This window comes from Methylomagnum ishizawai (assembly GCF_900155475.1).
Taxonomy (GTDB): Bacteria; Pseudomonadota; Gammaproteobacteria; order Methylococcales; family Methylococcaceae; genus Methylomagnum; species Methylomagnum ishizawai_A.
The window spans coordinates 4502059-4526627 of sequence record NZ_FXAM01000001.1 but is presented as its reverse complement, the minus strand read 5'-3'; the positions used below and the strand labels follow the sequence as shown (position 1 = coordinate 4526627).

Genomic DNA, 24569 nt, shown 5'->3' with positions numbered 1-24569 from the left:
GACCGCGTGGCAGTTGACTCTGCCCGCGCCCCGCGCGTCGTACTCATATATATAGGGCGCGCACCGAAGCCATCGGCTTGGTGGACAGAACGCCTATCACGCGAACGTGGACAAACTGGACAAGGAAGGGATAGGCCCTCTCGGGATCGGCGAAGGCGGTGGCCTTTCCGGAACGGAAGCTTCCGGAAGTCCTCCGGTAGGCCCGGCTGGCTGCTGGGCGTCGGCTGGGCGGAGCCACATCTCGACAAAGCAAGGATAGGTACGGTTTAATGCAGAAGTGGGGAACCGGGCAGGACAGTTAGGTCAAGCTTGGTAATGTTGAAGCCATGTAAAGCCAGTGTGACGGGACGGGCTCTGACTCCGTCAACCTAGGTTCGAATCCTAGTCCCCCAGCCAATATAAACAAGGGCTTAGCCGCAAGGCTAAGCCCTTTGTTTTTTCTTCCGGGCGTATTCTGGGCGGAGGTACGTCCCGATTGTTCCGGTTGCTTCCGGTCCCACGCCCCGCTTCCCGCCTATCGACCGCGCCCATGGGCGCTTCGGTCCACTTCAAATAAAGAATATCTAGCTCCGGGTGCCTTCACCTGCGGGTGGGCCGCGTTCGCTCGTATAAAATGAGCGGGTTTTGTGTCCTACGACTCCACTCACGAAGGCATCCCAGCAACAGATCATGACTGCCGACCCCCTCCACAATATCACCCAGATCGAATCCAGCCTTTGGGAAGCCGCCGACCAGCTCCGCGCCAATTCCAAGCTGACCTCAAGCGAATATTGCATGCCCGTTCTTGGGGTGATTTTCCTGCGCCATGCCAGCAATCGTTATGAGGCAGCACTGAAAGCCATTGAGGCCGACCAGGCGGCGGGCAAGATGCCCAAGCGCGCCTTGGTCAAAAGCGACTTCATCAAACGCCGGGCGCTAATGCTGCCGGAGTCGGCGCACTATGAAACCTTGCTCAAGCTTCCCACCGGCACCAACCTAGGCGGTGCATTGGTGGATGCGATGAACGCCATCGAAGCCGATTTCACGCCCTTGGCTGGTCAGTTGCCCAAGGACTACGACCGCTTCGAGAGCCGCCTGTTGGAAGACCTGCTGCGCTGTTTCGACAACGCCACCCTGCGCACCGCCAGCGGGGATGTGTTCGGGCGCATCTACGAATACTTCCTGATGAAGTTCGCCATGCAGGGTGCCCAGGACAACGGCGAGTTCTTCACGCCACCCTCGCTGGTGCAAACCATTGTGGGCGTGATTGAGCCGGACCACGGCGTGGTGTTCGACCCGGCCTGTGGTTCCGGCGGGATGTTCGTGCAGTCCAGCCACTTCATCGAACACGAGGGCCAGGAAACCTCAAAGCGCGTGACCTTCTACGGCCAGGAGAAGACCGCCACCACCATCCGCTTGGCGAAAATGAACCTTGCCGTCCACGGCTTGGAAGGCGATATCCGCGAGGCCAATTCCTTCTACGACGATGTGCATCGTTTGCCGGAGGGTCGCCCGTTGTGGGGAAATTGCGATTTCGTGATGGCCAATCCGCCGTTCAACGTGGACATGGTGGACGCCGAGCGCATCAAGGACGACCGCCGCCTGCCGTTCGGTTTGCCGGGCGTGAACAAGCAGAAGAAGGTCGGCAACGGCAATTACCTATGGATTTCCTACTTCCACAGCTACCTGGGCGAGAAAGGCCGGGCGGGCTTCGTCATGTCCTCGCAGGCCAGCAGCGCCGGGCATGGCGAGGCGGAAGTGCGCCGCAAGCTGGTGGAAACCGGCGATGTGGATGTGATGGTCGCCATCCGCTCCAACTTCTTCTATACCCGCACCGTGCCCTGCGAGCTTTGGTTCTTCGACAAGGGCAAGCCCGAGGAAAGCCGCGACCGGGTTTTGATGCTCGACGCCCGCAATGTCTACCGCAAGGTCACGCGCAAGATTTACGACTTCAGCCTGGAGCAGCTCGCCAACCTGACGGCCATCGTCTGGCTTTATCGCGGCCAGCAAGCGCGTTTCTTGGGGCTGGTGAAAAGCTATTTCGTCCACATCTGCGAGGAGGCGGCAGCGATTCCCGGCGAGTTGGAGGTATTCGAGAAGACGCTGGCGGAGTTGTACGGGCAGCTTGCGGCCTTGGCCGACAGCCTCAAGGGTTTGGATGAACCCAAGCCGGAACAGACGGCCCCGCTGACCGAAGCGTTGGCGGAATGGGCCGCGGCCACCGCCGCCTACCGGGGCGACCGGGAAGCGCTGGTCAAGGCTTTGGCGACCTTCGGCGCTTATTACGCGGCTACGCCGCCGACCATCAACCTCGACCAGCACGCGGCCCGCGAGTTATTCGAGCCCTCGGCGGAGAAAACCAAGGGCTTGGTGAAGCAGGTAGACCTTTTGTACAAACTGGCGGCGCGGGGCGGGCAGTTGGCGCAGGCGTTGTCGGCTGTCGAAGCGGTGGCGAAGCTCCACGACCGCAAGCAGGCCAGCAAGCGCCTGAAGCAGTTGGACGAGGAGCGCAAGGCCGCCGTCGAACAGCTCAAAGCCGCCGCTTATTTCCATCGGCAGGTGGTGTGGCTACAGGATCGTTTCCCCGAGGCGGCAATGCGGGCGGTGCCGGGGCTGTGCAAGGTGGTGGACCGCACCGAGATCGAAGCCGCCGATTGGAGCCTGACCCCAGGCCGCTATGTGGGCGTGGCCCCACCCGAAGTGGACGAGGATTTCGATTTCGAGCAGGCGTTGCGGGATATTCATGTGGAGTTGGCCGACTTGAATCAGGAGGCGGTGGAATTGGCGGCGCGGATTCAGGGGAATTTTGAGGAAATGTTTTAGGAGCATGAGTATGACCCAGGTAATAGAACAGGAATTTGTGATTCCCAGTGATGGAAAATTACCGGATTCGTTCCGCCAATGTTTCGGGCGCAAAGCGCGGGTGGTGGTGTTGTTTTCCGAGGAGGAAAAAATAGCCGAACCCATTGCGGCCAAGCGTTATCAGGTCTTGGATGTCCAGGAGTTAGTCATGCCTGACAGGGATTCCTGTTTGCGTGTGGAGAATCCGTTGTTATGAGGGCGGCGGCGAGGATTCAGGGGAATTTTGAGGAGCTTATATGAGCTGGAATTTCTCAACCCTTGGGGAAATCGCAAAACGCGACGGCGGGATTATTCAAACGGGACCATTTGGCTCACAACTTCATCAAGCAGAATACCAACCAGAAGGTATCCCCGTTGTTATGCCTAAAGATATAATTGATGGTCATATATCAATCACCACGATTGCTCGAGTCTCCGAAGAAACCGCAACTAGACTTGATCGCCATAAATTAAAACCAAGCTCAATAGTCTTGCCAAGGAGGGGGGAAATCACCAAACGCGCTTTCATTAGAAATGAGCAAGAGGGTTGGCTTTGCGGAACCGGATGCTTAAAGATAGAACTTAATGGAAATATCTTACTTCCGACTTTTCTATATTATTTTATGGAGCAGTTGGAAACAGTCCGATGGCTGGAGCAACACGCGGTTGGAACCACGATGTTGAATCTCAGCGCATCTATCGTGTCAGCACTTCCTATTCGTTATCCCAGTATTAAATCTCAGCATGAGATTGCTTCAATCCTTTCAAGCCATGATGAGTTAATCGAAAACAACCAACGCCGCATAGCCTTACTAGAGGAATCGGCGCGACTGCTATACCAAGAATGGTTTATCCGCCTGCGGTTTCCTGGCTATGAGCATGTCCGGGTTGTTGATGGTGTGCCGGAAGGCTGGGAATTGAAAACCGCTTATGATTCATTTCAGATTTGCAGCGGTGGCACACCCAAGACCTCCATTTCTGATTATTGGGATGGAGATATTCCATTCTACACGCCAAAGGATGCGGCCAATGGAATATGGGTGGCTCACTGTGAACGCAGCATTACTGAACTAGGCTTAAAAAACTGCAACAGTAAGCTTTATCCAAAAAAAACGGTATTTATTTCTGCAAGAGGCACCGTTGGAAAACTAAATATGGCCCAGCGGCCAATGGCGATGAGCCAATCCTGCTATGCACTTATTGGCAAAGATCATATTTCCCAGATTTTTGTTTACATGGCACTGCACGCTGCAGTTGAATCATTGCGCCAACAAGCCGTAGGCGCGGTCTTCGATGCTATCGTGGTCGATACTTTCAAACGAATACATATACTCATTCCGCCAACTTCAATAATTCGCTTTTTCGATGATGTAGTTGGTCCAATTTTCGAGCAAGTTGAGAATTTGACCACCCAAAGCCAAAAACTCCGCGCCGCCCGCGACCTCCTACTCCCCCGCCTGATGAGCGGCGAAATCGCCGTATGAGCTTGGAAAACCAGCACCTGGACCGAAAATCGCTGCGCACCCTCACCGGCAAAAACCCTGGCTGGGATGAAATAGCCAAAGACTGCGTATGCTTCGCCAACGGCCAAGGAGGACACTTACAGATTGGTATCGAGGACAACGAAATCCACCCGCCCCCCGACCAAAAAGTCGCGCCAGAACTGCTTGACCGCCTGCGTAAGCGCATCGCCGAACTCACCGTAAACGTACAAGCCCTTCCACAAACCGTCACGGCAGAGAACGGCGGCCAATATATCGATCTTGCGATTTCCCGCTCCATCGGCGTAGCATCAACCTGTGATGGCCGCTACTTCTTACGCATTGGCGATACCTGTAAGCCCGTAGTTGGCGATGATGTTCTACGACTCGCCAACGAACGGCCTGGGTTGCCGTGGGAATCCATGACCTCGCTGAATTTGCCGCGCTCAGCCATCGACCCCGCGAAATGCGAGGCTTTCATGGCGGGCATTCGCGCATCGAACCGGGTCAAGGATTCGGTCAAGGAAAAGACGGCGGATGAACTGCTCACCCACTACGGCTTGGCGACAGGAACGGAATTGACCCACCTAGGCGTTTTATTGCTCGGCAACGCTTCCGACCGAAGCCGCTTGGGAACCGCGCCAGCGGTGCAGTTCATCAAGTACGACGAACTGGGGCAAAAGGTCCACAAACTACTTTGGGATGATTATGCGCTATCCCCCACCGAACTGGTCGATGCCATCTGGCGCGAAGTCCCCGACTTCCGCGAGAGCTACGAATTCCCCGAAGGGCTTTTCCGGCGTAGCGTGCCCGCCTTCGATGAAAAGGTCATCCGCGAGTTGCTGGTGAACGCACTGGTCCACCGCCCCTACACGCAGCGCGGCGACATATTCCTACTGCTGCACCCGGATCGGCTGGAAATCATCAATCCGGGGCGCTTGCCGCTGGGCGTGACGCCACGGAATATCCTGCACGCCAGCCAGCGCCGTAACGACGGCTTGGCCCGTGTGTTCCACGATCTGCAATTGATGGAAAAGGAAGGCAGCGGTTTCGACCTGCTCTATGACCGGCTCCTATCTTCGGGCCGCCCGGTGCCGGGCTTGCTGGAAGGCGAGGACTCGGTCCGGGTCACGATTCAGCGCCGCATCTTGAGACCCCAAGTCATCAAATTGGTGGAAGAAGCCGACCGACGCTTCCAACTATCCCAGCGCGAACGAATCACCCTCGGCGTGCTGGCGCAGAGCGAGGGCTTAACCGCCAGGGAATTAGTGCAACAGTTGGAGTTGCGCGGCACGGAAGACCTGCGGCCATGGCTGGGGCGACTGACGACACTAAACGTCGTCGGCACTAACGGCAAAACCAGCGCGTTGCGTTATTTCGTGGAACCCGAATGGCTGCGTGGTGCCCGGCTCGACAATACGACAACCCTAACCCGCATCCCGCCCCATCGATTACGGGCTCTGATCCTGGAAGATTTGGCTCGCTACCCCGACTCATCCAGCACGGATATCAACCGGCGGATCGGTACCGAAATCGCCGCGAGAACGCTCAAGCGCTCACTCGACAAACTGGCCGATGAAGGAAGGATCATCTTTGTAGGGGCGGTGCGTTGGCGGCGCTACCGACTTTCAGACCATGAAAAATAAAAGACAGGGTAGCGGGAAGTTCGTAGGCCAAGAGTCGGGAGTGTCTTTTATAAACGCTTTACCGTTCTGATTTTCCAGGGGTTTTCTATCGGACACTAAAGCGACTGTCTTTTATGGGAAAGGCAGGATGTCCGTTACAAACAAGCCAAAGAGCTAAGGGCAGGCATGGCGATCACCAACATCAACAGCGAAGACCGGCTGGTCCAACAAACCTTCGCCGACCATTTGGAGAACGTACTGGGCTGGGATAGCGCCTACGCCTGGAACCAGGAGACCTTCGGTCCTTCCGGCCTGTTGGGGCGCAGCAATGAACGCGAGGCAGTCCTGACCCGTGATCTTCGCGCCGCGCTGGAACGGCTCAATCCGGGCTTGCCGCCCAAAGCCATCGACGAAGCCCTGGCCAAGCTCACCCACCACGATTTTTCCCGCTCGCTGCTCCAACACAACCAAGCTTTCTATGCTTACCTCCGCGACGGCGTGCCGGTGGCCTACCGGGACGCCAAGGGCCAACTCCGCAACGCCCAGGCGGCGGTGATCGACTTCCGCAACCACCCCGGCAACAACCGCTTCCTCGCCGTCCGCGAACTCAAAATCACCGGCCTCCGCGCACCCCACTACAACCGCCGCGCCGACTTGGTGTGCTTCGTCAACGGCCTGCCCCTGGTGTTCATCGAACTCAAGGCGGTCTATAAAAACATCCGGGCGGGCTTCGATGGCAACCTGCGCGATTACCTCGATGAAAACGTCATCGCCCACGCCTTCCACCACAACGCCTTCCTGATCGTCAGCAACGGCGACAACGCCCGCTACGGCTCGATCACCAGCACCTGGGAACACTTCTACGAATGGAAGCGGCTGGACGAAAAGGATCAAGGCAGCGTCAAGGCGGAAATCCTGCTGAACGGCATGATGGCGAAGGACCGCCTGCTCGACCTCGTGGAGAATTTCATCCTGTTCGACGCCAGCAAGCCGGGGGCCGTGCGCAAGATCGTGGCCCGCAACCATCAGGTGTTGGGCGTGAACCGGGCGGTCGAATCGGTGCTGAAGCAAGAGGCATTGAAGCGCGACTTCCCGCCGGGCGAGCGTTTGACGCATCGCGCCGTGGAATTGCCCACGCCCCAGCCCGCTGAACCCTCCAACCGCCCCGTATCCCAGGAACCGCAGACCCTCACCGTGGTAGAGCGGGCGCACCCGGACCTAGGCCGCTTGGGCGTGGTCTGGCACACCCAGGGCAGCGGTAAGTCCTATTCGATGGCGTTCTTCGCCGAGAAGGTGCGGCGCACGGTGAAAGGCAACTTCACCTTCGTCCTGATGACCGACCGCAACGACCTGGACAACCAAATCTACAAAACCTTCGTCGGTTGCGGGGTGGCCGATGACCGGACCCCGCGTGCCGGTTCGGGCCAGGAACTGGAGACCCTGCTCGGCCAAAACCACCGCTACCTATTCAGCCTGATCCACAAGTTCAACCAGGACGTGGACCCCGGACAAGCCTATAGCGGGCGCGACGACATCATCGTGATTTCGGACGAGGCGCACCGCACCCAGGCGGGCAAGCTGGCGCGCAATATGCGGTTGGCGTTGCCGGATGCCGCCTTCATCGGTTTCACGGGCACGCCCCTGTTCAAGCACGACCAACTGACCAAGCGTATCTTCGGCGACTACATCTCCCGCTATGACTTCAAGCGCTCCGAAGAGGACGGCGCGACCGTCAAGCTGGTCTACGAAAACCGGGGCGAAAAGCTGGGACTGGCCCGGCTGGACCTGAACGAGCGCATCGTGGCGGCCATCGAGGAAGCCGACCTCGACCCGGATCAGGAAGCCCTGTTGGAGAAATTGCTGGGCCAGGATTACGAGGTGCTGACCGCCGACGACCGCCTGGAAAAAATCGCCCAGGACTTCGTGGAGCATTGCACAACCCGCTGGGAATCCGGCAAGTCGATGATCGTCTGTATCGACAAGATCACCTGCGCCCGGATGCTGATGTTGATAGAACCCCACTGGCGGGCCAAAGCCGCAAGCATCCGGGCCGAGGCCGACCTGATGAAGCCCACGATAGCGGCGGCCACGGACCCGGAAGCCCGGCAGCGCTTGCATGCCCAGCGCGACCGCCTGCTCGCCAAGGCGGCGTGGATGGAAACCACCCTCATCGAAATCATCATCAGCGAGGCGCAGAACGAGGTCGCCGACTTCAAAAAATGGGGCTTCGATATCATCCCCCACCGGGCACGCATGAAGCAGGGTTTCGAGACCCCCGACGGCAAACGCATCGATGTGGAATCCGCCTTCAAGAATCCCGAACACCCCTTCCGCATCGCCATCGTTTGCGCGATGTGGCTGACGGGCTTCGATGTCGAATGCCTATCGAGCCTGTACCTCGACAAGCCGATGAAGGCGCATACCCTGATGCAGGCCATCGCCCGTGCCAACCGTTGCTATCCCGGCAAGGATTTCGGGCTGATCGTGGACTACAACGGGATGCTCAAGAGCCTGCGCGCGGCGCTGGCCCAATACGCGCTGGGGGATGGCGGCGACGGCGGGGATGAAATCGTCGCGCCGCTGGAAGATCGGGTGCGCGCCCTGGTTCAAGCCATCGAAGCCACCGAGGACCACCTGCGCGGCCTGAGCTTCGAGCCGGCCCGTTTGATCGGGGCCAAGGGCTTTACCCGCATCCAGGGACTAGCGGACGCCGTGGAGGCGATCTATAGCGGCGCGGCGACCTCCACCCCCCTGAAGCCGGGCGATGCCACCAGCAGCGGCCCGGATGAATCCAAACGCCGCTTTGAAATCCTGGCCCGCGTGGTGTTCAACCGCTTCAAAGCCTTGCTGATGGAGCCCTCCACCTACCCCTACGCCGAGCGGCACGACAACCTCGAAGCCATCTACAAAAAGCTTGGTGAGCGGCGCGACACGGCGGACGTGAGCGAATTGCTCAAGGTATTGCACAGGATCGTCAACGAAGCCATCCAGACCCAAGAAGGCAGGGTCGAGGAATCGGAAGCCCGCTATTACGACCTCAGCCAAATAGACTTAGTCAAGTTGCGCGACGAGTTCGCCAAGAAGGTGAAGCGCAAATCGACGGTCATAGAGGACATCCGCAAAATCGTCGAGAAGAAGCTCGCCAAGATGCTGATGGACAACCCGCAGCGGATGAACTACGAGAAGGCGTATCAAGCCATCGTCGCCGACTACAACAGCGATAAGGACCGGATCAGCATAGAGGAAACTTTCGCCAAGCTGGTCGATTTGGTGAACAGCCTGGACGCCGAACAGCGCCGGGCCGTCGAGGAAGGCTTGAGCGAGGATGAATTGGCGCTGTTTGACCTATTGGTCAAAGAATCCCTGACCAAAAAAGAACGGGATGAACTGAAAGAGGCCAGCAAGGCGCTGTTGGCCGAAGTGGAGCGGCTAATCGCCCCTATGGAACAGTGGACCGAAAAGGAGCAAACCCAGGCCGAAGTCGAGGTCTTCATCCTCGACAACCTCTACGAAGCGCTGCGGGAACCCTTCTACACCGATAAGAACCGGGAAGAAATCGCCCAGCAGGTCTATCAGCATTTTTGGCAGCGTAGCGCTGGCGGAAACTCCCGGTCGCCATTGTCACTATAAAACCGCCCGCGCGGGCGGAGCCGGGCATCGCGCCCAACCCTGCCCACCGGCACCGCGAAGGTTCAGGTGAAGTCGCGCTGCGCCTCCAAGGCGGAACGGCACTCCGGCGGCAGCCAGGGCGCGTCCGGTACCACCACCGTCAGGCCAAATTGATTATTGGCGAGGAACACGCCCACGTAGCACCCGGCCTCGACCTCGACCGCCTCGAACGGCACGCAGTCCAGGCCGTAGGGCAGTCCCAGCGCCGAGAGTTCGGCCAAGTCGTCGCCGTCCTCGACCAAGGCCACGTAGCCGTCGGCCTCCGGGTCATAGGGATGGCAAGCAACGATCAGGTCGCCCACCAGCCCACGGATCAGCGCCGAGATTTCCAAAGGCAGGCGGGCACCCTTCAAGTCCCGCAACGATTTGAATATATACATGGCCGTTCCCCTCAACCATCCAGGCTTTCTTCAGCCGCCGACAGCGCCGCCGCCAAGGCGGCGGCATCGTCCAGGTAGCCGATCCAGGGCAGGAAGTCCGGACTCGCGTCCCAGGGAAAAATCAGGTAGCCCAGCGCCCCGGTGATCAGTGCCTTGGCCCACACCGGCACCCGTGGATCGCGCAGCAGCTTGAGCAGCCGCCGCGCCCGCGCGGCGAGTTCGCCACCGATGGGCAGGTCGCGGAGCTTGTCCTTGAGCCCTTGCTCGCTGAAGTGGACCCGAAAGGATTGGTAGTCTTGCATGGTATCGCCCCCCAATGTTCACACACGAAAAAGCCCGTTCCGACGTTGGGTCGGAACGGGCTCATCTCCGGTCTGGCACGCGCCTGACAGGATCATCGGGATGATATCTGGGCGTGAGCGGGATCAAATCCGCCTGGACCGGTCCGGGTGGGCAGCGCGGCGGTGACACCCACCCAGCGCCGCCGCCATCGGCCCCGGCGCCAAGATCGGTGATGCCGCCATCCACGCCTTCGCGCGCGGCCAGGAAGCCCGCCGTTACCCCAGTCCGTCAGCCTTACCGCCACCACCGGAAAAAACAAAGCACCGAGGCCCAGCATAGCCAGGGGAAGAAGGCGGCGGGTCGGGCCTGCCGAACCCGCCCCGCCACCTTCTTCCGGTCCATTTCCGGAACCGTCGGCACACTTCACGGCCCGCGAGCGCCGCGATGAGTCCTTGACCGATCTTCGGGCCGCTCAGTAGTCACCGGGCATCAGGATCGTGGTGACCGAACGGTCCCACTCGGTGATGATCCACACCTTGACGCCATCGGCCAGCGGGTAGCTGGACAGCAGGCGCTCGCCATGGCGCAGGCCCGCATCGTTGGCCTTGGCATCTTCCGGCGGCAGCACGCCCCAGTCGCCCCGGACGTGGCGACCAAGCAGGGTGCCAGGATCGACGCCGTGTTCGGCCAGCACCGCCAGCGCGTTGGGCGTCGCCACCACCTGACCCAGCGGGAACAAGGGCTCACTCGTTTTCATGGCGATCCTCCTTCGGCATCGACGCCTTGCGGGACTTGCGGGCGGCGGCCTCGACGCTGGCGGCGTCCGATCCATCGCCATCCCCGGCAGGACCGGGTTCGGAGACGGGAACCGGGTCGGCGACATCATCGCCTTCTTCCGGCGGTGGAGCCGGGGTGTCGGCCTCTGCCGGGACATCGACCCGGCCATCGCCACCCTGCGCGGGCATCGACGGCCCGGCGGATTTCTGCATCGCCTCCCAGGCGTCCCAGTCGCCCGCGCGGCGGTGGAGGTGGGGCTTCTCGCCCGCCTGTAGCAAGCCCTCGTTCCGCAGGATCGCGGCCAGGAAGCAGCCGTTGTTGACCGAGCGGCCCACGAAGGCCGGGCGCAGTGCGCTGGTGGGGAAATCAGCGCCGGTCGCCAGCGGCCCGGACAGGCACTCGCGGATACGGGAGAACGGCACCTGCTCGGTGCTGAAATAGCCACCGCCGTCGTTCGCGACGATGCTCAGGCACAGCCCGTCGTCCGCGTCCAGGCCGATCTGGTAGGTGACGAGGCCGGAGGATCGTCCACTGAGCTTGGGCACGGCTTGGACCCGGAGCGGGGTCACGCCGTCGCCGGTGTTATTGACGGCGGCGGGGGTCGGAGTTGAGGGCGGGGTCGGGGTCGATGCCGCTGCCTTAGAGGACATCCGGCACATCTTGTGCTTTTCGCGGCGAGCGTTTAAAAGCCCCGTTTTTTGCAAGGCGGGAAGCGAAGGAGAGTCGTGAGTTGCTTGGAAATCTCGGATCGACTGTGGGAGCGGGTAGCGTCGTTGTTGGAGCCGTTCAAGCGGCGCAGGCCGGGCGGTTCCAAGCCGCTGGGGTTCCGGACGGTCATGAATGGGATTTTGTACGTGCTCAAAACTGGTTGCCAATGGAATTGCCTGCCGCCCTGCTATGGCTCGAAGAGCGCGGTCCACGAACACTTCCAGCGATGGGCCGCTGCGGGCGTGTTCACGGAGATGTTCCGCTGGTCGGCGGCGGATTATGAGGAGCTTGAGGGTTTTGAACTGGCCTGGCAGTCGATGGACGGCAGCCTGGTGCAGGCCCCGGTGCGCCAAGCCCACTGCCGGAAGGACGAGGGGCTGGGGCGCAATCCCACGGATCGCGGGCGTAGTGGCGGCAAGATCCACCTCCAGGTGGATGGGAAAGGGATGCCCTTTGCCGTCGTGCAAGCCGGGGCCAACGTACACGACAGCCGCTTGGTGACTGTCACGGTCGAGGCGGCCGTGATCGCGGCACCCGCCGGCACCCAGCAAGGACCCCGGCATCTTTGCCTGGACAAGGGTTATGGGTACGAGCGGGTTGAGCGGGAGGTTGCGGGATTGGGCTACGTTCCCCACATTCGCAAGATCGGCGAGGAAAAACGCCCCGGCTCCGCGGAAACACACCCCGCTCGGCGGTGGGTGGTGGAGCGGACATTCGCTTGGCTCAAGGGCTTCCGGGCCATCCGAACCCGCTACACCTGCCGTGGAGCCAATTATTTGGCCCTTCTTCAATTCGCCTGCGCCCTAATCCTTGAAAGACGGATCAAGGCCAACTCCGCGTAAGCAGCTTATGTGCCGGATATCCTCTAAGGGATCGGCGGAGCGGCTTTCGAGCGGACGGATTGCCCGGCGGGCAACGAAATTCGCTTGTTTTCGACCCGGCGTTGAGCGGCGGGAAGCCGGAAGCCGCGTTTTGGGGGGGCGGCGACCGGTTAGGCCGCCATTCCCGCCATTTCGGGCGCAGGTATCCCCAGCCCGAGCAACCCGGGCGCCAAGGCGAAGGTGCGGAGCAGGTTGTGGGCCAAGGCGTGGAGGAGCAGGACGCACCGGACCTTGCCCGGCCCGCGTACCCGGAACTGCTGCAACCCCCGGTTCCGCGCCAGGGCATTGACGCATTCGGCGGTGGCCGCGCGCTCCCTATAAATCTCCTTGGCGTCGTCGGTACCCATGCGTTGCCGCCATTCGGCCACCGCTTCGCTGTCGTTGGGCTTGGGGGCGTGGGGATCCGTTGCGGGATCTTTGGGGGTCGGCACCGGGGCATAGACGGTGGTGCGATCCGCGACTGCCTCCAATTGCTCATGAGCGGGGTAGCCCCCGTCCACCAGCCATTCCTCGGGGATTTGGCCATGGCGCCCGGCGACCTGGTCGACCATCGGCTCGAGTTGGGCCATGTCGCTGCCCGTGGTGACGACCTCGACGCCGACGATGACTTGGGTTTCGGTGTCGGTGGTGAACTGGGCGTTGTAGGCGGGCCGGTAGCCGCCGTCGGCCATCTTCATGACCGTGGCCTGGTCGTCGGTGGCGGAGGCGCGGGCCTCTTCCGGCTTCTTGCCCTGCCGGGCCTTGATTTCCTCCAGTTCCGGCAGGCGGTCCAGGGCTTTTTGGACTTTCTCTTGGCGTTCGCGGGCCGCCCGGGTCCGGGCGGCCTGTTGGCGCCGGCCCGCCGCCGCGGGGTCGGCGTCGATCTCCGATTTGAGCGCGGCCACTTGTTCGCGGGCGTCCTCCAGGTGCCGCTCCAGGGTCGCCCGGCGCCGGAACGAGGCCGCCCCGGCGCTGGCCCGGACCCGCATCCCGTCCTGCGCCACCCGCTTGAGCTTCACCGCCTTCGCCGCCAGCAGGGCCGCCACGCTGTCCGTCAGCAGGCCGTCCAGGGCCTCGCCATGGTCGGCCCTGAAATCGGAGAGCGTGTGGTGGTTGACCTGGACGCCCCCGCAAATCCAGCGGTAGGCGTCGTGGTCCCGGCACAGCCGGGCGATGGCCCGGGCGCTCCCCACCCCGTCGACCGTGGCGTACAGCCACAGCGCGAACAGGATTTCCGGGGCGATCGGGGTGCGCCCGCCGCCCCCCCGCACCGCCTTGATCCCGGCATACATCCCGCCGAGGTCCGCCCGCGCCACGTAGGCCCAGACGATCCGCGCCCGGTGGCCCTCCGGCAACAGCGAATCCAGATCGGTGGCCCGCAGTTCCAGTTGGGTCCGGTTCGGCATCAGCACCCGCGCCACCCCGCGCGGGATCGGCTTGACCGGGCAGGCCACCTCGGCGGCGTCCTCGGGCGGGTCGGCAAACAGGGAAGGCTGGAGTCGGGTCGTCATCGGTTGGGCCGTTTCGCTGCGGAGGATGCTATTTTACCGGGGCTATATCCGTTTCCGGGGTTTTTTCACAGCCTCTGAGCGCCCTGGCCCGCGACCTGCCCGAGCGCGTCGGCCAACGGGACGACCTGGTCCGCCACGTCGCCGCCTGGACAGAGCGCCGCAACCAAACCCAGGTCAAGGCCAATTGGCAATTCACCACCGCCGACGCCCGCATCAAGCTCCGCAAGCTCTACCCCACATTCGACGGGTGACAGAGCACTAGACCATGTTGAATTCAATGACTCAGGGTCGAGCACGGACCGGTACCCTCCTTAAGTCATAGAAAAACATCAGTTTTTTGTTCTATATCGTGTTGAGAATGCCTGAATCTCTCAAGATACGCGCAGAGCATTTCGCTGATTGCTATTGCAATAACATTCACTTCAGATTCCGAACGGGCTTGCTCGGAAATCCTTTCTCCTACGGCGGACATGACCGTAATAACCATATCTGCCGCAAACGCTCTGTCTTTGTCGGATACTTGCGGCAGCGCTTCATTCATAAAAGCAAGCACGCAGTCTCTGAAGGCTTCCCTGATTTCACACGCCTCAGGCGTGTCCCGATAGAGGGGGGCCGCATCATCAAGCGCCATTCGAAGCCCGGCTTCCTGCCATTCGCTCAAAAAGAATGCCTTCACGGCCTCTCGCAGCCTCTCGAAGGGCGGATGAGTCGAATCAGCCAAAATGCCTTCGAGCAGTGAGCAAGTTTCCAGCCACTCGTTCGCTTGAAGCCTGAACAGGATTGCCTCTTTGTTTGGAAAATATTGATAAAGCGAGCCAACGCTAATACCGGCCTTTTCCGCTACACGCGCCGCAGTGAAATGGCGAGCGCCGCCAGAGACCAAAACGCGAACCGCTGCTTCCAAAATATCCGCGACAAGGCGCGTTGAGCGGGCCTGCGATGGGAGTTTTCTTGCTGAAATAACAAGGGGTTTCCTGGTTTTCACAGGCGATGCTCCAAGAATGCGAATTTCAAATGCGATCAATCATTCGTATTATGGATCGGCACCAATCGTTGTGCAATTTCCATTCAAGGAGTTTCAAATGAATACACTAGCGACCCCGCCTCTAGCACCGCTCCTGGTGCAGTTATTCGCTGACGCGGATGTAACCAAGGCCGAACTGGAACAACGGTTTTCTCCCGAGGATCGCGATGCCTTGATAGGACAAGGCGATTACCGGGAACTCTACACCAGGATGAAGGACGTTCACCTCGCTGTATCGAAGGACACAGGCAAGCTTCTATACTTGCTTGCCCGCTCTACGGGAGCACGCTCGATTATCGAATTCGGGACTTCCTTCGGTATCTCGACACTGCATCTTGCTGCCGCTCTCAGGGACAATGGCTGTGGTCATCTCATCAGCACGGAGTTCGAGCCGTCAAAGGTCGCCCGGGCACGCGAAAATCTAATGGCGGCAAACCTGTCCCATCTTGTCGAAATACGGGAAGGCGATGCGCTGGAAACGCTCGCGCATGATCTGCCGGAAACGATTGACCTAGTTCTTCTTGACGGAGCGAAACCGCTCTATAGCCGTGTCCTCACACTTCTGGAGACGAATTTACGCGCTGGTGCGCTCATCATCGCGGACAACGCCGACTGGAGCCCGGATTATCTCGCCAAGGTCCGCTCGCCAACCGGGGGGTATTTTTCAGTGCCTTTTGCCAGCGACGTAGAATTGTCGATGAAGCTGAGCATATCCGGGCAATAATCTTGGATCGAGCTGAGGCGCGGTTTTTCGCCGATCCCCGGAAAAAATAACCTGCGGGAAGTCCTGCATCACAACCCAGGAATTTTGGCACAGCCGGGCAAGCCAGATAAATCAAGGGCTTGCCCGCGCCATAAGCCGGGGACAAACTCCAGCCGCTCGGCCCGGCCTTCCAAGCCCTACACGCCCACAACCCCCCGCTCCAAGTCCACCCCGACACCATCGGAGGCATTCCCCCGCGGTTCGTTGAGTCCGCCCGGGTGCTGGTAGCGCAGTTCATGGTTGAGACCAACCCGCACCAGCGGCGCACCACACCCGACCGGCAGTTCATGGCATGGCCGGATCGTGGCCTGGGGCGACAGGGTAGGGTAGTGTGAAAGAGCGTGAAAGCGGGCGGGCAAAGGCGGCGGCGGCTGGCACGGTCTGGCATATTCCTGGCGGCCTGCCGCCGTCGCGGGTTGCAACCCGCGGCCCTTTGCCCCATGCTGACTCCCATTCCCGCAGTTTATCCATCCACGCCAGGCCCGGAGGCCCGCCATGAACCTCACCCCCCAAGGATCACAAATCATCGAGGAACTCGCCCAACGCTACCAAGTCAGCGTGGATGCGGTCACGACCTTGCTCCAAGCGGTCATCAACGGTGGCGGGACCATGGCCCAATTCAGCCACCCCGAACTGGGCGGCAGCGGGCAATGGATGCAAGGCGGCATGACCATGGTGGGCGATATGTTCAACCAGGCGCTCAAGGCCAGGGTCGACGGACTGTGCTGCGAACTCGCCCAGGCCGCGGCCAATACCACGCTGTTTGCCCAGGCCGAGTGGCCCGCCGCGCCCGGTGCGGCCAGTTTCAACCTGTCCAACGCGGGCGGTGGCCACTGGTGGCCCGGCGACCTGGGGATGCCCGCCTCGTCGGGTGCCCAGAACCACGTCCGCTATGCCGTGTTCCCGCAGGAACACCGGCTGGCGTTGGACATCGACGGGCGAGTCACGGTCTACGACACCCTGAACCACGAGATTTGGGGCGTGGGCCAACAACAAGGTTCCGATGCGTCCCTGACCTTTACCAGCCAGTGGGGCACGATCAGGATCGCCGACCTGCCGGTCGTCCCCGATCCGGGCGCGGTCCCGCCCCCACCCCCACCCGCTCCGTCCTACGCGCCGGCCTCCCCGCCGCCGTTTGTAAACGAGGACGATATCTTCGCCAAAATCGAGCGCCTGGCCGAACTCAAGGCCAAAGGCATCCTTTCGGAGGAAGAATTCGCCGCCAAGAAAGCGGAATTGCTGAACCGGATTTGAAATTCCGCCCGGATATTCCACCGCCCGTGGCGACGGATTATTCGATATACCCGCAAAAAGAGACCTGGGGCCGGACCGGTACCGGACCAAGCTGGAGGGTATAATTCATGTGGATCAACAAGTTGGATGCGGATTGCAGCTTGTCGCCCACATCGACGGGCATAAAAAAACGGGACGCCATCGTATGGGGTCCCGCCGGAATGAGGAGGTATGTTAACGCACTCACAACGGCTCCTAAACCAATCGATACTAGAAAACCGGAGAGTGGTTACAGATTAATTTAAAACCCTATTTGCTGCAATGCGACAGATTGACGCATTTTTGGCGAAGGTTATTAGAATACTTTATGCAGGTTATCACAGGGGTTTATGAGGCATTTGCCTCACCTTGATCCATGCCCTACCGCCACCGCCCCGCTCAAGCTTCCGCCAACCGCCACACAATCTGGCGGTCCGCCGCATCGCCTCCGCTCCGTCCTGACAATTCAATCGCTCGCGTTTCAAACGGATCAGTAGCGCGGCTTTTCCGCCCGCTGTCGCGGCGTCGCGTGGCGGCATAGGGGATGCCCCACAGCCAAACAGCGGCCCAGGCTTGCCACCTTCCCGCCATGGTCCCGACCCCGCCTCGACGACCGATGAAGTCATTGTTTCATTAAAATCAACAGATATGCGATTAAGACTGGGATTGTGGTTGATTTGGAAAGTATTAGACTGTGATCCAACTTAACAGCTTCACGGGTTCCTCCCATGACCACCCTTGAACTGATCTTGATCCTGGCTTTCGTCGGCACGATAGGCGGAACGATCCGGTTCCTGCGCAACAACTATCCGGGCAAGCCCTCGTCCGACTCCTGATGTCCTGTTCGCTCTCATTCCTCCTCGCTTGACGACCCACCCTCAAAGTGGGTCTTTTTTTGTCCGGCGGATGGCGGGTCGGGATGGACGGCCCGGCGGCGGGGTTTTGCGCGGGGCGCGGGCCGGTCCCGTGGTCGGGGGCTTCGGCGCGGTCCGCAGGACGTAGGCCAGGATCGCGGCGGTCGCGGCGACATTCAACGATTGCACCGCGCCGGAACCGCGCAGGGTGACGATGGCTTCGCAGGCTTCCAAGGTCGCGGGCGGAAGGCCGTCCTCCTCGTTGCCCAGAACCAGGGCCACCGGGCGCGGGTCGTCCCCGCGCAGGGCTTCGACCGGCACGCCGCCCCGCGCCAAGGCCGTGCCCACCACCCGGTATTCCCGTCCGATGCGCTTCAGCCACAGGGGCAGGCGCGGGACACGATGGATGCTCAGATATTCCAGCCCGCCCTCGGCCACCCGGTAGGCTGCTTCCGACAAACCCGCCTGGGCCGGATGGTCGGAAATCAGCAGGTGCCGGAAGCCCAGGAAAGCCAGGCTGCGGGCGATGGCTCCCAGGTTATGGGGATTGCCGACGCCGTCCAGGATGAACAAGGATTCCCCGGCCCCGGCCCAGGTCCGCACCGCCTCGGGATCGGGTTCCACCAGCGGGCGCGGTTCGACCACGGCCACGATGCCGCCATGCAGCACGGTCCCGGCCACGCGGGCCAGTTCCTCGCCATCCACCAAGCGGTAGGGCCGGTGCGAGCGGGCGAGATAAGCGCAGAAATCGCCGACCTTGGGCACCATGCGGTCCTCGTAGAACAAGCGCAGCACCCGCTCCGGCTCGCGCTTGAACAAAGCCGCGACGGCGGGGAGACCGGCGATCTTGAGGGTGCGTTCCTGGGCGGGGCCGTCGGGCGGGGCTTCCAACCGGGGACTAGACGGGAAGGGGGGATGGCTCGGGTTTGTGGCGGGTTTGCGGCGGGTTCGGGGAGGTTGGGTCGGTTTGGACACGGGATTACACGGATCGGAAGTCAAAGGGGGCTTATTCTAATCCAAGCCGCCCGCCAACCGGAGTCCGAACCCCAAGGCCGCCCGGCCTAGCCCCGTGGGGCCATGACTTCCGCGAGGAGTTTCATCTGGTGTGCGTATTGGGGTATTTCCGGGATTTTCCAGGCTTTTCCGGTGAAGCGCGACAACAGGTTGCCCAACCACAGCCGGTTGGAGCGGGCCTGTTCGATCACAATCCGATAGGCTGTTTGTTCATGCGCCATATGGAATCCTTCCAGGAAAATCTCTATCGTCTCCGATTCGCCCAGCAGTTGTATTTCGACATAGAGTTTCCGCGCATCGATATCGAAATGGAAATATCTCAACTCGGCGATATCCTTCAAGACCTTGTTGGCGACCCATAGGATCATCGGGGTCGGGGTCAGCTTTATCGCCAGTTTGACCAAGCTGGATTGATAGCTCATGCGGGTATTTCCAAGGGTTTTGGCCGAGCCAAGCACGCGGCTTGATCGGGGGGCCGGGTGGAGCGGGTCCGGGTTTGAAAAAACGGTATACGGAATGGCGCGTCCGGCTTAATCAACCGCTTTCCTCCATCTCGTTCCATTCCTGTTGCTGCAATAGCTCGTCCTTTTCCGGCTTGCACTTGGCTTCGTCGTTGCCGGTACGTTTGAGGCAGGCGTCGTAAGCCTTTTGTAGCTCGGCCTCCCGCTTCAAATAATAATCTTCCGATAAATATTCCTCGCCGCCCTTGACAAAGGTGGCGCATCCGGAAACCAGGACGGTCGAAACCGCCAGGATCATGAAGTTTTTCATGGCCTGTTATCAACACTGCTTTCTTAAAAAGCCTGATTATGGAACCGGCGCGGATTCAATCCGGGCAAATATCGGCCCGCCAGGGAATCACCGGATCGCCCAACGCGATGAGGCCGCCTTCCAAGATTTCCGCCGTGGCCGCGTATGGCGTTGTAGCCGCCGCGCCCGAGGATGGCTTCCATACGCGAGCAAATCAAAAGCCCCGCGCCTTCACGAACACGGGGCTTTTCCTGATGGGTGGGCCATGCCGGGCCGTACCAGCGACCCCCGCATTGAAAACGCAGGCGACCATTACATAACTACATGTTTTCAAAGCATATTCACCGCTGGCCCGTGTGAAATTATGCCAGACCATGCCCGCCGCCGCCACCCTTTGCCCGTCCCCCGCAAAACCGGCGGTGTCGGAAAAACGGTGGGCGCGGTCGGTTCAGAAGCTGGTATCCCGGCACTTGCGGCAAGATTCGACGATGACCCAGGCCCCCTTGGCGGTACGGCGGCGGGTATAGAGGTAATCCACCGAGGCCACCCATTGCTTGCATAGGGGACAACGATACTTGGCCGGATTGGGGAGCTTTTCCTGTTTTTTCATGGGTGCGGCATAGATGGATTCGGGCAAGGGGAACATCTCCGGTCCCGGTGGGTTTCCGGCGGTCCCGGTTATTGGATACGGTTCATGGGCCACGGTCGGCCCGGCCTATGGTCCCCGGCGGCAGGCCATCGCGGTGCCGTTGCCACATGGCCTCGTACAGGCGCTCCAGGTGGCCGGTATAAGCTTGGATGTTGAACAGCGGGGTAGCGAGCCGGTTCGCCACGAGTTTGGCCTTGATCCGGGACAAACGTCCGGGATGGGTGGCGAGCCCGAGGGCGAGGTCGTGGTAGGCGGCGGGGTCGGCGGCGATTAGTTCCGGCAGGCCGATGGCGTGCAACAGGCTCCCCGCGACCCGCGAGGCGAAGGTTCCGCCGGGACAGGTCACTACCGGCACGCCCGCCCACAAGGCATCGCTGGCGGTGGTGTGGGCGTTATAGGGCGAAGTGTCCAGCACCACGTCCGCCAAGCCCAGGCGGCCCAGGTGTTCAACCTGGGGCCGTTCCGCCGCGAACACCAGCCGGTCCGGCATGATGCCGCGTTGGTAGGCCGCGTTCCTGAGCGCGCCTTCCGCCCTGGGGTTGCCGAGCAGCCACAGGACGCTGCCGGGAACCGCGCCGAGCAAACCGCACCAGAGGTCGAAAACCTCCGGCGTGATCTTGTACGCCTGGTTGAAGCAACAGAACACGAAGCCCGCTTCCGGCAAACCCGCCTCCTTGCGGGTGGGGCGGGTGCCGATGGGTGCCCGGCGGCCATGGGGCTGGTAAGTGCCGGGCAGATAGGCGAAAGCTTCGCTGTAATCGGCCTCGCTGCCCGGCGGCGTCAGGAAGCCATCGGTGACGATGTAGTCGCAGATATCCCCACCCAAAGTGCCCGGATAGCCGAGGTAGTTCACCTGGATGGGCGCGGGCCGGAAGGTGAGGATGGCGGTGCGGGTCGCCCGGGTATAGCCCTTGAGGTCGATCAGGATATCCACCCGGTCGGCGTGGATGGCGCGGGCGGCTTCGGCGATGGACAAATGCTCGATATCGACGAAGCGCTCGAAACCCCGCTCCAGCCGTTCCCGCATGCCCTTGCCATCGTCCGGGCCATAGGAATAGGCGCAGACCTCGAAGCGCTCCCGGTCGTGGGACTCGAACAGTTCCGCCATCAGGTGCGCGGTGGCGTGTTCGTGGAAGTCGCAGGACAAATAGCCGAGGCGGATCCTCGGCCCTGTGGGCGGTAGGAAGGCGAACGCCAAGCCGTCGCGCTCCGTTTGGGAGGCTTCGAGGCGGGCCCGCATCCAGAGTTCGGCGCAGGCGCGTTGCTCGGTGGCGCTCATGCCGGGCAGGGACAGCAGATGGAACGGTGGAATCTTGCCCGCCTCGTTCCGGGTGAGGGCGTCCCTCACCTTGCCGCGCCATTCCGGGAGGCGCTCCCATTCGCACAGGCTCCGGCTCAGGTCGTAAAACTTCATGGAGCGCCGGATCCGCCGCGGATACGGTGATATTCCGGCACCGGGGGAGTGCCGGAAATGGCCGCCGTCCGGGGTTTATTCAATGGCCGGGCACTGGGAAGTGCGTCCGTCGGTGCGCTTCGAGACCAGGACCACCTGGGGTTCGGAGGAGGTTTTGATCCGGGAATGGCGCTGGCATTCCGGGCAGGCGTAGGGCAGGGTGTTTTGGTTGAGCTTGTAGGAATGACTGGCGCACCAGGTGAGTTCCACTCGGAACACACAGCCGCAGAATCCGCAGGTATGGAGGAAGTGGCTGGGTACGTGCAAGGGTTGGATGGGCATCGGGCTCGTGGTGGACATTTCGACCTCCGGTCTTCACCTGCGGCAAGGGGCGGGATGGGCGCCGCCTCCGGGCGATGCTTCACTTGCCCGGCACAATGCGCCTTTGCCCAGGAAATGTCCATGGAGCCGCGCGAAAAAACCGGCACGGCGCATGGGCGGCATAAAAATTAGGTGATCCGGGAAAAGTGGCGTATGCTGGCCCCAGTTTGTCGCGGTCCAAGCCCGGTCTTGGACCCGAGGATACGGAATCCTCTTCCAGTCATTGCCTCCCGGCACCTTCTGCTAGCCCGCCTCCTCCCGCAAACCACACTCGGCGGATTCCCTCCCCCGGAACCCGTGTCCTGTGGTCACTCCACCCAACGCCCGCCTCCACCGGTAGTGGTCGGGCCAGGAACCAAATATGGCTTTCACTTCCCTGGGGCTTTCCGAAGCCCTGCTGCGTGCCATCACCGAGCAAGGCTATGGCACGCCCACGCCCATCCAGGCCCGGGCCATTCCCGCTGTGCTGGAGGGCCGCGACCTTTTGGCCGCCGCCCAGACCGGCACCGGCAAGACCGCCGCCTTCACTTTGCCCCTGTTGCAACGCCTGCTGGCCGATTCCCCTTCCCGCGATCCGCGCAGACGCCCGCCCCGGGCCTTGGTACTGGTCCCCACCCGTGAACTCGCCGCCCAGGTCGGCGACAGCGTGCGTGCCTATGGCCGCCATACCGGCCTCCGCGCCGCCACGGTGTACGGCGGGGTCGGACTCAATCCCCAGGTGGCCGCCCTGCGCCGGGGCGTCGATATCCTGATCGCCACGCCCGGACGGTTGCTCGACCTGGTCGGCCAGGGCCAGGCCGACCTGTCCGGCATCGGCTTCCTGGTGTTGGACGAGGCCGACCGGATGCTCGACATGGGCTTCATCCACGATCTCAAGCGCATCCTGGCCTTGCTGCCCCGCGCCCGCCAGAACCTGCTGTTCTCGGCCACGTTCCCGGATGATATCCGCACGCTGGCAGCGGGACTGCTGAACCGTCCCCTGAGCATCGACGTGGCGCCCCGCAACGCCCCGGCCCAGCGGGTCAGCCAAACCGTCTACCACGTTCCGCAACAGGGCAAACCGGACCTGCTCGCCCATCTGATGAGCGAGGGCGGTTGGGGCCAGACCCTGGTCTTCACCCGCACCAAGCGCGGGGCCAACAAGCTGGCGGAGCGGTTGGAACAAGGCGGCTTCCAGGTCGCGGTGATCCATGGCAACAAGAGCCAGACCGCGAGAACCCAGGCGCTCGCCGCCTTCAAGGCCGACCGGGTGCGCATCCTGGTGGCGACCGATATCGCCGCCCGCGGCCTCGATATCCAGCAATTGCCACACGTGGTGAACTACGAGCTTCCCCATGTGCCCGAGGACTATGTACACCGCATCGGCCGCACGGGCCGGGCGGGCGCGGACGGCGCAGCGGTATCGCTGGTGTGTCGGGAGGAAACCCCGCAATTACGGGACATCGAGCGCCTCCTGGGTCGGCGCTTGGCCGCCCAGCCCTTGCCGGAGGTCATCGAATCCTTGTTCCCGGCGGACACCCTGCCGGACGCCGCCCCATCCCGCCGCAAGAACGCGCGGCCCGGCGCCCCATCCCTCGCCCGCCGCACCCGCTGAGCGCGCGGCCCAACCCAAAGGAGAAATAAAGATGCTGAGAATCTACGCGGGCAACCTGCCCGCCGATCTCACCGAAAAGGAATTCACCGAACTGTTCGCCCAGCACGGGCGCGTGCGCTCCATGGATTTGGTGCGCGATATCTTCAGTGGCCGTTGCCGTGGCTTCGGTTTCATCGAAATGGAGGGCCACGAAGCCAGGGCCGCGATCAGCGCCCTGAACGGGTTCACCCTGCGCGGCAACAGCCTTCGTGTCAACGAAGAGCGCCCGCGCGGACGTAACGGCGGCAGAAGGCACCGCTAACCACGGCGCCGGACCCACCGGCCGCCATTTTTCCACCCCTGACCTGACCTTTTTTCCAGTTTTGGAGTTTTTATGAGCAAGAAATTATATGTCGGCAACCTGAGCTATTCCGTGGACAACCGCGAGCTCGAATCCCTGTTCGCCGCCCATGGCTCGGTGTCTTCCGCCAATGTCATCACCGACCGCGACACGGGCCGTTCCAAGGGCTTCGGCTTCGTGGAGATGGGCAACGACCAGGAGGCGAAGATGGCCATTTCCGCCCTGCACGGCAAGGATATCGATGGCCGCAGCCTGACCGTCAACGAAGCCCGTCCCCGCGAGGAACGGAGCGGTGGTTTCGGCGGTGGCGGCTTCGGCGGAGGCCGTCGCTTCTAAGCGGTTCGGAAACCGCCCGGAACGTCGGCGTTCCGGTATGATTCAAGGCCGTCCCGAGCCCAAAAGGCGCGGGGCGGCTTTTTTAT

Annotated in this window: 24 protein-coding genes, 1 tRNA gene and 1 pseudogene; 13 read left to right on the top strand and 13 right to left on the bottom strand. The window is 61.6% G+C overall.

Features of this window, described 5'->3' with window-relative positions:
* Window positions 1-281 precede the first annotated feature (281 nt).
* The 6 genes from B9N93_RS25770 (at window position 282) to B9N93_RS20350 (ending at window position 9556) form a co-directional block, all read left to right on the top strand.
* Window positions 282-392, top strand: a tRNA-Gln gene (locus B9N93_RS25770).
* A gap of 277 nt (window positions 393-669) precedes the next feature.
* Window positions 670-2802, top strand: coding sequence for a class I SAM-dependent DNA methyltransferase (locus B9N93_RS20370; RefSeq protein WP_085216034.1), 2133 nt, complete (start codon window positions 670-672; stop codon window positions 2800-2802).
* 10 nt (window positions 2803-2812) lie between these two features.
* Window positions 2813-3037: a hypothetical protein gene (locus B9N93_RS20365; protein ID WP_125469088.1), complete on the top strand. Its 225-nt coding sequence runs from the start codon at window positions 2813-2815 to the stop codon at window positions 3035-3037.
* Window positions 3038-3077: 40 nt separating this feature from the next.
* Window positions 3078-4304: a restriction endonuclease subunit S gene (locus B9N93_RS20360; RefSeq protein WP_085216032.1), complete on the top strand. Its 1227-nt coding sequence runs from the start codon at window positions 3078-3080 to the stop codon at window positions 4302-4304.
* The gene (locus B9N93_RS20355; protein ID WP_085216031.1) at window positions 4301-5947 is read left to right on the top strand and encodes an ATP-binding protein; all 1647 of its coding nucleotides are present in this window, start codon (window positions 4301-4303) and stop codon (window positions 5945-5947) included. Before B9N93_RS20360 ends, B9N93_RS20355 begins: the two co-directional genes overlap by 4 nt.
* A 165-nt stretch (window positions 5948-6112) precedes the next feature.
* Entirely contained in the window at window positions 6113-9556 is a 3444-nt protein-coding gene (locus B9N93_RS20350) for a type I restriction endonuclease subunit R (protein WP_085216030.1), read from the top strand.
* Window positions 9557-9618: 62 nt separating this feature from the next.
* Here B9N93_RS20350 and B9N93_RS20345 read toward each other — a convergent pair whose 3' ends face one another.
* The 4 genes from B9N93_RS20345 to B9N93_RS20330 all read right to left on the bottom strand — a co-directional run bounded on the left by B9N93_RS20345 (window position 9619) and on the right by B9N93_RS20330 (window position 11684).
* Window positions 9619-9975, bottom strand: coding sequence for a hypothetical protein (locus B9N93_RS20345; protein ID WP_085216029.1), 357 nt, complete (start codon window positions 9973-9975; stop codon window positions 9619-9621).
* Window positions 9976-9986: 11 nt separating this feature from the next.
* Window positions 9987-10277, bottom strand: a complete 291-nt coding sequence (locus B9N93_RS20340; RefSeq protein ID WP_085216028.1) for a YkvA family protein — start codon at window positions 10275-10277, stop codon at window positions 9987-9989.
* 452 nt (window positions 10278-10729) lie between these two features.
* A complete protein-coding gene (locus B9N93_RS20335) occupies window positions 10730-11014 on the bottom strand; it encodes a hypothetical protein (protein ID WP_085216027.1) in 285 nt (94 codons plus the stop codon).
* Window positions 11001-11684: a hypothetical protein gene (locus B9N93_RS20330; protein WP_125469087.1), complete on the bottom strand. Its 684-nt coding sequence runs from the start codon at window positions 11682-11684 to the stop codon at window positions 11001-11003. Before B9N93_RS20330 ends, B9N93_RS20335 begins: the two co-directional genes overlap by 14 nt.
* A gap of 75 nt (window positions 11685-11759) precedes the next feature.
* Between B9N93_RS20330 and B9N93_RS20325 the strand changes: the two genes are divergently transcribed.
* Window positions 11760-12584 (top strand): IS5 family transposase, encoded by an 825-nt coding sequence (locus tag B9N93_RS20325; RefSeq protein ID WP_176225166.1) that lies wholly within the window; start codon window positions 11760-11762, stop codon window positions 12582-12584.
* Between the two features lie 149 nt (window positions 12585-12733).
* Here B9N93_RS20325 and B9N93_RS20320 read toward each other — a convergent pair whose 3' ends face one another.
* Window positions 12734-14113 carry an IS1182 family transposase gene (locus tag B9N93_RS20320; RefSeq protein ID WP_085216025.1) on the bottom strand — a complete coding sequence of 460 codons (1380 nt, stop codon included), beginning with the start codon at window positions 14111-14113 and terminating at the stop codon, window positions 12734-12736.
* 65 nt (window positions 14114-14178) lie between these two features.
* The gene (locus tag B9N93_RS26490; protein WP_254899445.1) at window positions 14179-14304 is read right to left on the bottom strand and encodes a hypothetical protein; all 126 of its coding nucleotides are present in this window, start codon (window positions 14302-14304) and stop codon (window positions 14179-14181) included.
* On the opposite strand from B9N93_RS26490, the pseudogene B9N93_RS27005 reads away from it, so the two are divergent.
* Window positions 14245-14364, top strand: a pseudogene (locus tag B9N93_RS27005) (IS630 family transposase); the annotation flags it as partial. The gene B9N93_RS26490 and the pseudogene B9N93_RS27005 sit on opposite strands and share 60 nt — an antisense overlap.
* Before the next feature lie 65 nt (window positions 14365-14429).
* Here the strand turns inward: B9N93_RS27005 and B9N93_RS20315 are convergent.
* Window positions 14430-15137, bottom strand: coding sequence for a TetR/AcrR family transcriptional regulator (locus B9N93_RS20315; RefSeq protein WP_217807326.1), 708 nt, complete (start codon window positions 15135-15137; stop codon window positions 14430-14432).
* A 58-nt stretch (window positions 15138-15195) separates the two neighbouring features.
* Between B9N93_RS20315 and B9N93_RS20310 the strand changes: the two genes are divergently transcribed.
* Complete coding sequence (locus B9N93_RS20310) at window positions 15196-15861, top strand: O-methyltransferase (protein WP_085216024.1); 666 nt, start codon at window positions 15196-15198, stop codon at window positions 15859-15861.
* Between the two features lie 534 nt (window positions 15862-16395).
* Window positions 16396-17154, top strand: coding sequence for an SHOCT domain-containing protein (locus B9N93_RS20305; protein ID WP_085216023.1), 759 nt, complete (start codon window positions 16396-16398; stop codon window positions 17152-17154).
* Window positions 17155-18050: 896 nt separating this feature from the next.
* Here B9N93_RS20305 and B9N93_RS20300 read toward each other — a convergent pair.
* The 6 genes from B9N93_RS20300 to B9N93_RS20275 form a co-directional block, all read right to left on the bottom strand.
* Entirely contained in the window at window positions 18051-18917 is an 867-nt protein-coding gene (locus tag B9N93_RS20300; protein WP_085216022.1) for a TrmH family RNA methyltransferase, read from the bottom strand.
* Between the two features lie 170 nt (window positions 18918-19087).
* A complete protein-coding gene (locus B9N93_RS20295) occupies window positions 19088-19462 on the bottom strand; it encodes a hypothetical protein (protein WP_085216021.1) in 375 nt (124 codons plus the stop codon).
* A gap of 112 nt (window positions 19463-19574) precedes the next feature.
* Window positions 19575-19811 carry a hypothetical protein gene (locus B9N93_RS20290; protein ID WP_085216020.1) on the bottom strand — a complete coding sequence of 79 codons (237 nt, stop codon included), beginning with the start codon at window positions 19809-19811 and terminating at the stop codon, window positions 19575-19577.
* A gap of 427 nt (window positions 19812-20238) precedes the next feature.
* The gene (locus B9N93_RS20285) at window positions 20239-20427 is read right to left on the bottom strand and encodes a hypothetical protein (RefSeq protein ID WP_125469086.1); all 189 of its coding nucleotides are present in this window, start codon (window positions 20425-20427) and stop codon (window positions 20239-20241) included.
* Window positions 20428-20482: 55 nt separating this feature from the next.
* Complete coding sequence (locus B9N93_RS20280) at window positions 20483-21853, bottom strand: O-linked N-acetylglucosamine transferase, SPINDLY family protein (protein ID WP_085216018.1); 1371 nt, start codon at window positions 21851-21853, stop codon at window positions 20483-20485.
* Between the two features lie 75 nt (window positions 21854-21928).
* Window positions 21929-22192, bottom strand: a complete 264-nt coding sequence (locus B9N93_RS20275; RefSeq protein WP_085216017.1) for a hypothetical protein — start codon at window positions 22190-22192, stop codon at window positions 21929-21931.
* Window positions 22193-22574: 382 nt separating this feature from the next.
* Between B9N93_RS20275 and B9N93_RS20270 the strand changes: the two genes are divergently transcribed.
* The 3 genes from B9N93_RS20270 (at window position 22575) to B9N93_RS20260 (ending at window position 24483) form a co-directional block, all read left to right on the top strand.
* On the top strand, window positions 22575-23807 hold the full coding sequence (locus B9N93_RS20270) for a DEAD/DEAH box helicase (protein ID WP_085216016.1): 1233 nt from the start codon (window positions 22575-22577) through the stop codon (window positions 23805-23807).
* A gap of 31 nt (window positions 23808-23838) precedes the next feature.
* Window positions 23839-24108 (top strand): RNA recognition motif domain-containing protein, encoded by a 270-nt coding sequence (locus B9N93_RS20265; protein ID WP_085216015.1) that lies wholly within the window; start codon window positions 23839-23841, stop codon window positions 24106-24108.
* 72 nt (window positions 24109-24180) lie between these two features.
* Complete coding sequence (locus B9N93_RS20260; protein ID WP_085216014.1) at window positions 24181-24483, top strand: RNA recognition motif domain-containing protein; 303 nt, start codon at window positions 24181-24183, stop codon at window positions 24481-24483.
* Window positions 24484-24569: the final 86 nt, after the last annotated feature.